Origin of the sequence: Leclercia sp. GLN_9, assembly GCF_043105735.1 — a bacterium.
Taxonomy (GTDB): domain Bacteria; phylum Pseudomonadota; class Gammaproteobacteria; order Enterobacterales; family Enterobacteriaceae; genus Enterobacter; species Enterobacter adecarboxylatus.
Window position 1 is genome coordinate 164,062 of the sequence record NZ_JBICLV010000010.1, and the last position, 11,306, is coordinate 175,367.

Annotated in this window: 10 protein-coding genes; 2 read left to right on the forward strand and 8 right to left on the reverse strand. The window is 55.6% G+C overall.

Features of this window, described 5'->3' with window-relative positions:
- Positions 1-25 precede the first annotated feature (25 nt).
- Genes yajC through queA form a run of 3 tightly spaced genes read right to left on the reverse strand, consistent with a single transcriptional unit; the run spans position 26 to position 2,634 of the window.
- On the reverse strand, positions 26-358 hold the full coding sequence (yajC, locus tag ACF8PE_RS05825) for a preprotein translocase subunit YajC (RefSeq protein WP_032616800.1): 333 nt from the start codon (positions 356-358) through the stop codon (positions 26-28).
- 22 nt (positions 359-380) lie between these two features.
- Positions 381-1,508, reverse strand: a complete 1,128-nt coding sequence (tgt, locus tag ACF8PE_RS05830) for a tRNA guanosine(34) transglycosylase Tgt (RefSeq protein ID WP_392494678.1) — start codon at positions 1,506-1,508, stop codon at positions 381-383.
- Positions 1,509-1,563: 55 nt separating this feature from the next.
- A complete protein-coding gene (gene queA / locus ACF8PE_RS05835; RefSeq protein ID WP_032616799.1) occupies positions 1,564-2,634 on the reverse strand; it encodes a tRNA preQ1(34) S-adenosylmethionine ribosyltransferase-isomerase QueA in 1,071 nt (356 codons plus the stop codon).
- 91 nt (positions 2,635-2,725) lie between these two features.
- Here queA and acpH point away from each other — a divergent pair, with 91 nt between their 5' ends.
- Both acpH and ACF8PE_RS05845 read left to right on the forward strand, forming a co-directional pair.
- Positions 2,726-3,307, forward strand: coding sequence for an ACP phosphodiesterase (gene acpH, locus ACF8PE_RS05840; protein WP_032616798.1), 582 nt, complete (start codon positions 2,726-2,728; stop codon positions 3,305-3,307).
- Positions 3,308-3,434: 127 nt separating this feature from the next.
- A complete protein-coding gene (locus ACF8PE_RS05845) occupies positions 3,435-4,037 on the forward strand; it encodes a peroxiredoxin C (protein WP_032616797.1) in 603 nt (200 codons plus the stop codon).
- Between the two features lie 118 nt (positions 4,038-4,155).
- Here ACF8PE_RS05845 and malZ read toward each other — a convergent pair whose 3' ends face one another.
- The 5 genes from malZ to phoB all read right to left on the reverse strand — a co-directional run bounded on the left by malZ (position 4,156) and on the right by phoB (position 11,293).
- A complete protein-coding gene (malZ, locus tag ACF8PE_RS05850; protein WP_392494679.1) occupies positions 4,156-5,973 on the reverse strand; it encodes a maltodextrin glucosidase in 1,818 nt (605 codons plus the stop codon).
- A gap of 131 nt (positions 5,974-6,104) precedes the next feature.
- Complete coding sequence (proY, locus tag ACF8PE_RS05855) at positions 6,105-7,478, reverse strand: proline-specific permease ProY (protein WP_077227004.1); 1,374 nt, start codon at positions 7,476-7,478, stop codon at positions 6,105-6,107.
- 79 nt (positions 7,479-7,557) lie between these two features.
- Complete coding sequence (gene brnQ / locus ACF8PE_RS05860) at positions 7,558-8,877, reverse strand: branched-chain amino acid transporter carrier protein BrnQ (protein WP_103791824.1); 1,320 nt, start codon at positions 8,875-8,877, stop codon at positions 7,558-7,560.
- A 409-nt stretch (positions 8,878-9,286) separates the two neighbouring features.
- On the reverse strand, positions 9,287-10,582 hold the full coding sequence (gene phoR, locus ACF8PE_RS05865; protein WP_392494680.1) for a phosphate regulon sensor histidine kinase PhoR: 1,296 nt from the start codon (positions 10,580-10,582) through the stop codon (positions 9,287-9,289).
- A 21-nt stretch (positions 10,583-10,603) separates the two neighbouring features.
- On the reverse strand, positions 10,604-11,293 hold the full coding sequence (phoB, locus tag ACF8PE_RS05870) for a phosphate response regulator transcription factor PhoB (RefSeq protein WP_032616792.1): 690 nt from the start codon (positions 11,291-11,293) through the stop codon (positions 10,604-10,606).
- Positions 11,294-11,306 lie beyond the last annotated feature (13 nt).

An 11,306-nucleotide genomic window follows, 5' to 3' on the forward strand; every position in this document is an offset into this window, starting at 1 on the left:
GGCAGTTCCCTTTGGGAAAAGTTAATTACAGCGCTTTCATGGTGCCTTTCGGCAGAACGGCAGCGACGAAGTCACGTTTGATCACTACTTCAGTGGTATCGTTCAGCGCGATAACGATGTAGCCGTTATCTGCAACTTTGCTCACACGACCAACCAGACCACCGTTAGTCAGCACTTCATCACCTTTAGCGATGGAGTCCATCAGCTTTTTGTGCTCTTTGGTGCGCTTCTGCTGTGGACGCAGGATCATGAAATAGAAGATCAGACCGAACACCACCAGCATCAGAATCAGAGACATCGGGCTGCCCTGCGCCGGTGCACCTGTTGCCGCTACCGCATCAGAAATAAAAAAGCTCATTAAAATTCCCTCATTAAATAAATTAATCAACGTTCAAAGGTGGGACTTCCCGACCCTGTCGTTGGTAAAAATCGGTCACGAAGCTCTCTAATTTACCCTCTTCGATAGCCTTGCGTAAACCAGCCATTAAGCGCTGGTAATAGCGAAGGTTATGAATCGTGTTGAGACGCGCGCCCAGTATTTCATTACAACGATCAAGATGATGCAAATAGGCACGAGAATAATTGCGACAGGTATAGCAATCGCACTCGGCATCGAGCGTGCTGGTGTCGCTTTTATGCTTCGCATTACGGATTTTTACCACGCCGTCGGTCACGAACAGGTGACCATTACGGGCGTTACGGGTCGGCATAACGCAGTCGAACATATCAATGCCGCGACGCACGCCTTCGACCAGATCTTCTGGCTTACCGACGCCCATCAGGTATCGAGGCTTATCTGTTGGAATTTGCGGGCAAACATGCTCCAGAATACGGTGCATATCTTCCTTCGGCTCCCCTACAGCCAGACCGCCGACAGCGTAGCCATCAAAACCTATCTCTACCAGACCTTTAACCGAGATATCGCGTAAATCTTCGTAAACGCTTCCCTGAATAATGCCAAACAGCGCATTTTTGTTGCCAAGGCCGTCAAAACGGTCGCGACTGCGCTTCGCCCAACGCAGCGACATCTCCATGGAGCGTTTAGCGTAATCCCAGTCGGCCGGGTATGGGGTACATTCGTCGAAGATCATCACGATATCGGAGCCGAGATCGTACTGAATCTCCATTGATTTTTCCGGATCGAGGAAGATCGAGTCGCCGTTGATAGGGTTACGGAAATGAACGCCTTTTTCAGTGATCTTGCGAATGTCACCGAGGCTGAAGACCTGGAAACCGCCAGAGTCGGTGAGGATTGGGCCTTTCCACTGCATAAAATCGTGCAGATCGCCGTGCAGCTTCATCACTTCCTGGCCCGGGCGCAGCCACAGGTGGAAAGTGTTACCGAGGATAATTTGTGCGCCCGTGGCTTCAACTTCTTCCGGCGTCATCCCTTTTACGGTGCCGTAGGTGCCCACAGGCATGAAGGCTGGCGTTTCTACTACGCCACGATCGAACACCAGACGGCCGCGGCGCGCGCGACCATCAGTGGTATCAAGTTCAAATTTCATTTTCATTCCTCTGTGCCAGAAAAACAGTCCGACACATTATTCTGGTACCGGAGAGTTATTCCCCGACACGTTCATTCAAAGCTTGCGGATTGTACGTGATAAACATCGCGTCACCGTAGCTAAAAAACCGATATTTTTGTTCTACCGCAGCCTTGTAGGCATTCATGGTGTTTTGATAACCCGCAAATGCCGACACCAGCATAATCAGCGTCGACTCCGGCAGGTGGAAGTTGGTCACCAGCGCATCGATTACCTGATATTGATAACCCGGGTAGATGAAGATTTGTGTGTCGCCGAAGAACGGCTCAATCAGATCGTTTTTGGCGGCCTGGGCAGCGCTCTCCAGCGAACGAACCGAGGTAGTGCCGACGGCAATGACGCGGTTACCGCGCGCTTTCGCTGCCAGAACCGCATCCACGACGTCCTGCGGCACTTCGGCATATTCGGAGTGCATGATGTGATCTTCAATGCTGTCTACCCGCACCGGCTGGAAGGTGCCCGCGCCCACGTGCAGGGTGACAAAAGCCAACTCCACGCCTTTCTCGCGCAGTTTTGCCAGCAGCGGATCGTCAAAATGCAGGCCCGCGGTCGGGGCAGCGACGGCACCCGGCTTCTGGCTGTAGACGGTCTGATACAGTTCGCGGTCAGCGTCTTCATCCGGGCGGTCAATATACGGCGGCAGCGGCATATGGCCGATGCTGTTGAGGATATCCAGTACCGGACGCTCATCGTTAAACTGCACTTCAAACAGCGCGTCATGGCGCGCCACCATGGTGGCGTTGATGCTCTCGTCATCGCCCAGCAGCAGTTCCGCCCCCGGCTTTGGCGCTTTAGAGGCGCGAATATGTGCCAAAATACGTTTATCATCGAGCATTCTTTCGACCAGCACTTCGATCTTACCGCCGCTGGCTTTGCGGCCAAACAGACGGGCCGGAATGACGCGAGTGTTGTTGAACACCAGCAGGTCGCCCGGATTAAGCTTGTCGAGCAGGTCGGTGAAAGTCCCGTGCGTCAGCGCACCCGTCGGCCCATCCAGCGACAATAAGCGGCAGCTACTGCGCTCAGGCATAGGATAGTGGGCAATAAGGGACTCGGGTAATTCAAAGGAGAAATCGGCGACGCGCATGGCATATACTCGTGACTTAAAAACAGGCGGCTTAGTCTAGTGCTCACACCTCTTTGCTGCAACAACTAGCCGACACCGGATAACGAATCACATGAATTTTCTCGCTCACCTGCACCTCGCCCATCTCGCTGACAGCTCTCTTTCCGGCAATCTGCTGGCCGATTTTGTGCGTGGCAATCCCGCCGAGGATTACCCCGCTGACGTAGTGGAGGGCATTTTTATGCACCGCCGGATCGACGTCATGACCGACAACCTGCCTGAAGTAAAAGAAGCCAAAGAGTGGTTCCGCCCGGAAACCCGCCGTGTCGCCCCTATTACGCTCGATGTCATGTGGGATCACTTCGTCTCTCGCCACTGGGAACAGCTTTCTCCCGACATGCCGCTGCCGGAATTCGTCCGCTATGCCCACGCCCAGGTGGCAATCATCCTCCCGGACTCGCCGCCGCGCTTTGTGAATCTGAATGATTACCTGTGGTCAGAGCGCTGGCTCGAACGCTATAGCGATATGGACTTTATTCAGCGGGTACTGAATGGGATGGCCAGCCGCCGTCCTCGTCTCGACGCCCTGCGCGACTCCTGGCAGGATCTGGATGCCCATTACGATGCCCTTGAAAGCCGTTTCTGGCAGTTCTACCCGCGCATGATGGAGCAGGCGAGATATAAGCTGCTTTAATGTGAATGTGATTGATAGGTAAAAGCTGGGTTAACGATTGTCAGCGCCTCTTTGTCTTTCGCGCGAGGACTCTCTATACTGGGCCGCGTTGCGTTCCAAATAACCTTAGTAATCACAGGAGAATCATATGGTTCTGGTAACTCGTCCGGCCCCGGATTTTACAGCAGCAGCTGTACTGGGCAGCGGTGAAATCGTTGAAAACTTCAACTTCAAACAGCATACCAACGGTAAAGCCACCGTTCTGTTCTTCTGGCCAATGGACTTCACCTTCGTTTGCCCGTCTGAGCTGATTGCTTTTGACAAGCGTTACGAAGAATTCCAGAAGCGTGGCGTGGAAGTGGTTGGCGTCTCCTTCGACTCTGAGTTTGTTCACAACGCATGGCGTAACACCCCTGTCGACAATGGCGGCATCGGTCCAGTGAAATACGCGATGGTTGCGGACATCAAACGCGAAATCCAGCAGGCTTACGGTATCGAGCACCCGGATGCGGGCGTTGCCCTGCGTGGCTCCTTCCTGATCGACGCTAACGGTATCGTGCGTCACCAGGTTGTGAACGATCTGCCACTGGGTCGTAACATCGATGAAATGCTGCGTATGGTTGACGCGCTGCAGTTCCACGAAGAGCACGGTGAAGTGTGCCCGGCTCAGTGGGAAAAAGGTAAAGAAGGTATGGCCGCGTCTCCAGCAGGCGTTGCGAAATATCTGACTGAAAACGTATCCAGCCTGTAATCGGCACGGTTTACGAAAAGGCCCGCAAATGCGGGCCTTTTTTATTGGCGAGCCTCATGCCCGTAGGCGCTACGCTTGCCGGGCCTGGATGATACGCAGTACCGCCCGGCAGCGAAGATTAATGCCCGAACCAGACGGAAGCCGAGATCGCTGGCAGTGAGAGTACACCCTCCTGCGCCACGCCTTTCCCCTCTTTCAGTTGCCACTGTTTTACGTTAAGTAGCGGCGAATCGTCTATTACCACCTCACAGGCATCGCCCCGGTTAATAGCCACCAGCACCCGCTGCTGGTTGTAGAGACGCATAAACACCACCACATTGTCGTGAGCGTAGACGACCTGGCAGCCGCCATAGCGCAGCGCCTGGCTCTGTTTACGCAGTTTAATCAGCCGCTGATAGAGCGTGAACAGCGCCGGATCCTGTTTTTCAGCCTCCCACGGGAAGGTCTTGCGGCAGAAGGGATCGTTATTGCCATCCAGCCCCACTTCATCCCCGTAGTAAATGCAGGGTACGCCCGGCCAGGTAAACAGCCAGGTGACCGCCAGCGGCAGGCGCGCCACGTCTTTGCCGAGCAAAGACTTAAAGCGCGCGGTGTCATGGCTGTCGAGCTGGTTGAACATGCGGAGCTGCTGCTGATGCGACAGGCTGGCGCGGTAGTTATCCATCCACTTCATGCAGGTTTCCGCGTCGATCAGCTGCGGATCGTAGGAGATATCGGTATTGGCGAGGAAGCCCCACAGCGGGAAGGTGAAGCCGCGGTAGTTCATCGCCGAATCTTCCGCGTCATTCTGCAACCACTGGCGGGCATCGCCAAAGTGCTCGCCAAAGACGAAGGCATCGGGCCGGGCCTGCTTCGCGGAACGGGTGATCCCAGCCACATGTTGCAGGTTGTTCCGCGCTCCGCCCGTCTCGCCAAGCATATGCACCACATCCAGCCGCCAGCCGTCCATATTCCACGGGGCTTTTAGCCAGTGACGAACAATACTGTCTTCGCCGCCGTAGATCTCCTCCACCAGCGTGGGTGACTGGTAATCCAGCTTCGGTAAGCTGGCGTAGCCCAACCAGTCGAGGGCGCGGCCTTCGTCGTCAAAGCTGTACCAGGCCCGCTGGGGCGAGTCCGGGTTATGGCAGGCTCCGCCTGTTCCACGATTGTGGCGGTCAAACCAGGCGTGAGAATCACCGCTGTGGTTAAACACGCCGTCCAGGATCAGGCGCATCTCTTCCCGCTGGGTATTTTCCCGCAGGCGTAACAGGGCCTCGTCGCCGCCAAACTGCTCATCCACGTGGCGATAATCTTCGGTGTCGTACTTATGCACGCTGGGGGCAACAAACACCGGGTTAAGGTAAAGCGCCGTGACGCCCAGTTTTTTCAGATACGGCAGCTTCTCGCTAATGCCGTCGAGATCGCCGCCGTAAAAGGTGGAGCCACCTGCCTGGGCAGTGACCGGCTCATCCCATTCATGGAAGATCGTCTCGTGACCGGCGGCGTGGTGATAGTAGGTTTTATCCCTTTCCGGGTTGCGTTGCTGGCTGCGGGCAAAGCGGTCCGGGAAAATCTGATAGAAGACCTGCTCAACCACCCACTCAGGCCCGGCATCAGGATAATCGACGGCGAACTGCTCCAGTCGGGCGGGTGGAAAACGGCTGAACCCCTGCGGGGTAAACCACAGCTGACGGTTATGCCAGAGCATTTTAAAGCTGTAGCGGTGTCGCGGCTGCCCTTTCGCTGCGTCAATGGTCGCGCGCCAGGCGGTCACGCCGGGTTGCGGCTGGCTGCGCACCTTATGCATCGGCAGCGAGGTCTCTTCATTATCGAATTCAGCGCGCAGCGTGACCCGCTCAGGCAGCTGCTCACCCGTCAGCCACAGCGTAATGACAAGTTTATCGTTGTTTTGCTTAACAAATGGGGCAACCGGCAGGTGCCATGCATTCAACATCTCTTATCCCCTATCCCAGAAATGAGGTCACCTTGCCACAGGGTAGTTGATGTTCACTCATCGCGAAGCGGTTTATTAGGGGAGGAGAAAGGGGGAGGAGAAAAATGCCCGGCGTTTGCCGGGCATTCTGATTACTGCACTTCTGCTAACTGACGCTCGCGGCGGCGTTTGAACACCCAGCCCACCAGCAGCAAGGCAATCCACGCGAAGCCAACATACAACGAGATGCGGGTTTCCGGGTGGTAACCAATCAGGCCGATAATAAAGACCAGGAAGATCAGGCCAGCGACGGTGCTTGCCACGCCGCCCGGCACTTTAAACTTCAGCGCTTTCACCTCTTCAGGCGACAGACGACGACGGAAGCCAATCTGCGACATCAGAATCATGATCCACACCCAGACGGTGGCGAAGGTCGCCAGCGAGGCGATCACCAGGAAGACGTTCTCCGGCATGATGTAGTTCAGATAGACCGACAGCAGCAGCGCAACGGTCATCACCAGCACCGTCACCCACGGCGTGCCGCGGCTGGAGGTTTTGGCGAAGGCCTTAGGCGCACTCCCCTGCTCTGCCATGCCGTGCAACATACGCCCCACGCCAAAGACGTCGGCGTTAATGGCAGAGAGAGATGCAGTCAGCACCACAAAGTTAAGGATGCTGGCGGCAAAGGTGATCCCCAGGTGCTGGAAGGTGAGTACGAACGGGCTACCGTTGGTGCCAACCTGGTTCCACGGGTAGATAGACATGATCACAAACAGTGTGCCCACGTAGAAGACCAGAATACGCATCGGCACCGAGTTGATGGCGCGCGGGATAGACTTCTCAGGATCTTTCGCTTCACCGGCGGTAATGCCGATGATTTCAATCCCACCGTAGGCGAACATCACCATCTGCAGCGACATCACCATGCCGATCCAGCCGTTGCTGAAGAAGCCGCCGTTACTCCAGAGATTGTGTATCCCGGTCGGTTGTCCGCCGTTGCCTATCCCCCAGATGATAATGCCAATACCGGCGGCAATCATGATGATGATGGTGGCGACTTTAAAGAAGGAGAACCAGAACTCCAGCTCGCCGAACACCTTCACGCTCATCAGGTTGATGGCGCAGATGATCAGCACCACGCTAAGGACCCAAACCCAGTGCGGCACTGTCGGGAACCAGACGCCCATGTAAATGCCGAAAGCCGTGACATCGGCAATGGCCACAATCAGGATTTCGAAGCAGTAGGTCCAGCCGGTGATATACCCGGCGAGCGGGCCTAAGTTTTCCTGGGCATAGCGGGAGAAGGAGCTGGCCGACGGGTTATGAACGGACATCTCCCCCAGCGCACGCATAATGATGTAGGCGGCAACACCGCCGATAAGATAGGCCAGCAGAACGCTGGGACCGGCCATTTTGATGGCATCTGCCGAGCCATAAAAAAGACCGGTGCCGATTGCAGAACCCAGCGCCATAAAGCGGATATGGCGGGCGCTTAATCCACGCTTGAGTTTGTTAGTGCTTTCCATTTGTTGTCATGCCATTCAGACTAAAAAAAACAAAAAACCACGGGGCATTACGCCCCGTGGTTTAACATTCAGCCGTTGATTAGTGCGCGTTCGATGTAACCTGGCGCCCTGCAGCACGATCCCAGATAATAGCCAGTACCAGTGCAACAACGGTAGGCATCAGCCAGGCCAGACCTTGTTCAGACAGCGGCAGACGCTGTGTCCAGGCGGGCAGCATGGCGCTGATTGCCGATGCCTTAATCCCGTCAAGCATACCAAAAAGCAGGCTGATAAACATGGCCGGGGCGATAATTCGTGTGGAATTATTCCACCAGCCGCGGGTGAAGCTCAACACCACCAGCACGATGCACGGCGGGTAGATGGTGGTCAGCACCGGAATGGAGACCTGAATAAGGTGGCTCAGACCCAGGTTCGACACCGCCATCGAGAAGCCGCCAAGGATAAACACCAGCGTACGATAAGAGAGCGGAACGTACTGCGCAAAGAACTCCGCACAGGCACAGGTCAGGCCAACCGCAGTCACCAGACAGGCCAGGAAGATCAGGATAGCCAGCATCGTGCTGCCCGCGCCGCCAAAGGTATGCTGCACGTAGGCATGCAGAATGGCCGCACCGTTCGCGCCCTGGTCAACCAGCACGCTGCTGTCGGAACCCAGACGGAACAGCGCCAGATAGAGCAGTGCCAGACCCGCGCCCGCCATCAGGCCAGCCCAGACGGTGTAACGGGTCAGCAGACGCGCTTCGGTCACGCCACGGGAACGCGCAGCGTTAACGATCACGATACCGAACGCCATCGCACCCAGCGTATCCATGGTCAGGTAACCATTCACAAAACCGTTAGAGAAGGCTGCGTTTTGATACGCTTCAGTGGCCGAACTCAGCGGGCCTGCAGGCCAGATAATTGCCGCAATCGCCAGCACCAGCAGCGCCAGAATCTTCATCGGGGCCAGGAAATTGCCCACGGTATCCAGCAGCTTGCCAGGATAGAGCGACACCAGGATCACGATAGCGAAATAAACCAGGCTGTAGATAAACAGCGGCAGCGGGCCGTCACCGGTCAGCGGGGCGATCCCCACTTCGAAGGAGACGGTCGCGGTGCGAGGGGTCGCGAACAGCGGACCGATCGCCAGATAGCAGACCACGGCCAGCATCACGCCAGCCACTTTGCCAATCGGCGCGCTGAGGCTATCGACGCCGCCGCCGACTTTCGCCAGCGCCACGACGGTCAATACCGGCAGGCCCACAGCGGTGATCAGAAAGCCGATCGCTGCAGTCCAGACGTGTTCACCTGCCTGCAGGCCAACCATGGGTGGGAAGATGATGTTGCCTGCGCCAACGAACAGCGCAAATGTCATAAAGCCCAGTGCGATGATATCGCGCGATTTCAGTTGATGGGTCATAAAACCTTACTGCCTGTGGATGTGGTGTTGAAAACGTTGAATTTTTCGCTATCCCATGCGGAATAAAACAGCGGAAAAAATGTGCAATTTCAGCGGGAAATGCTTCCCTGCTGCCGTGGTCAGGAATAATTTTTCGATTTACCACGCAAATACAGTCTGTCCGACAATATCAGGACGGCAATTTAAACGCTTATAACGTTTAAAGGCAATATGGGATCGCAAAACCAGAACAATATGCCAGGTTGAAGTTAACACCTGGAACATTACACCATTTATAAGAAAAACCCATGGCTAATCATGCGAACAAAAAAGCATCAGGCGTATAAAATTTATTCGCGCTTCGGTTGACTGCAAAGCAAACAGGCCAGCTTACGCTGGCCTGTGGCAATATCTGATTACAGTCGGGGCGTCAGGCGCTGTTACTGGCAATCAAACGTTCCGGGATCACGAAGCTAAAACGCGTGCTTTTGCCCGGCGTGCTGACAATATCGAGACGGCTATCGTGGTGATTGATGGCATGTTTAACGATAGCCAGCCCCAGCCCACTGCCGCCCGTCTGGCGGGAACGGGCTTTATCCACCCGATAAAAACGCTCGGTCAGACGAGGAATATGCTCCGGGCCAATGCCAGGGCCGTCATCCTCGACGCTGAATTCCGCCCCCGTAGACACATGCTGCCAGCGCACGGTGATGTGAGTGCCTGCCGGCGTGTGATTCACCGCGTTATAGACCAGGTTGGAGATGGCGCTGCGCATCTCATCGGTACTGCCGCGCACTTTGAGAGTGTTATCCACCTCGAAGGTGAGCTGATGCTGCTGCTGGCTTAGGGTTTGCGCCTCTCGCTCTAACATCCGCAACATCATCGGCACATCGATAGTTTCATTGAGCGCCAGGGTTGGTGCGGCCTCTATACGGGAAAGGGTCAGCAACTGCTTGACCAGCCCTTCCATCCGTTGCGTCTGCTCGCGCATGGTCTGCAACGCTTTTTCCCGCGGTGCCCCCTCCAGAGTCTGCTCCTGCATCATCTCCAGATAGCCCTGCAACACCGTCAGTGGGGTGCGTAATTCATGGCTGACGTTGGCGAAGAAGTTGCGCCGCGCCCCTTCCAGCTGGTGCATTTGCGTCACGTCGCGCGCCACCATCAGCCACTGCTTGTCGCTGTAGGACATCACGCGGATCTCCAGATGACGACCGTTGTTCATCACCAGATTATGCGGGCGGGTAAAATCGCGTTTTTTCAGATACTGGGCAAACTCGGGGTAACGCAGCAGGTTGAGGATGTTCTGTCCATTATCGTCTGGCCAGCGCAGGCCCAATAGCTGTTGCGCCAGTCCGTTACACCAGAACATTGCCCCTTCTTCGGTGGTGAGCACCACCGCATCCGGCAGGGATTCCGCGCCGCTGCGAAAGCGCTTGATCAGATTGCCCAGCTCGCGTCGGCGCTTTTTATTACGCATCTGCATCTGGTGCAGGCCATACAGCAGAGGTTCCCAGCTACCGCTTCCCGGCGGAGGGGTCATGCTTCTGTCTACCCACAGCCACCATGACAGGCGGAGCAGATTCCAGAAGTGCCAGATCAGCAATCCGGTGATTGCCGCCAGCAAAAACCAGGGTAAATAACCGAAAACAGCCCCGAGGATCAGGGCCGGAATACAGCAAAGTACCAGTTCAAAACAGAGCCTTTTCCATGACAGACGTTCCAGCACGCGTCACACTCCTGTGATTGTTCAGAAACGGGTGGAGAAACGATAACCCGTGCCGCGGACGGTCTGTACCATACGATCGTGACCGCTGGTTTCCAGCGCCTTACGCAAACGACGAATATGAACATCCACCGTCCGGTCTTCAACATAGACGTTTGTGCCCCAGACATTATTAAGCAGCTGCTCGCGGCTATATACGCGTTCCGGGTGGGTCATAAAGAAGTGCAGCAGTTTGAATTCTGTCGGCCCCATATCGAGGGGATTTTCACCGGTCATGACGCGGTGCGAGGTGGGATCCAGGCTCAGGCCCTGCATCTCAATCACCTCTTCGACTGCCATCGGTGAAATACGGCGCATGACTGCCTTGATACGCGCCACCAGCTCTTTCGGGGAGAAAGGTTTGGTGATGTAGTCATCCGCGCCGGTCTCCAGGCCGCGAACGCGATCTTCTTCTTCGCCACGGGCAGTCAACATCATCACCGGGATATCGCGGGTTAAAGCTTCACGTTTGATATGTTTGATGAATTGCAGACCAGAGCCGCCGGGCAACATCCAGTCGAGCAGGATCAGATCGGGCCAGGGTTCGTTGAGCTGATTTACTGCGCTGTCGTAATCTTCGGCTTCTACCGGTTGAAAGCCATTTTGTTCGAGCACGAAACAGACCATTTCACGAATGGGTGCTTCATCTTCTACGACCAGAATACGTCTCGCCATACTTAGCCCTGTC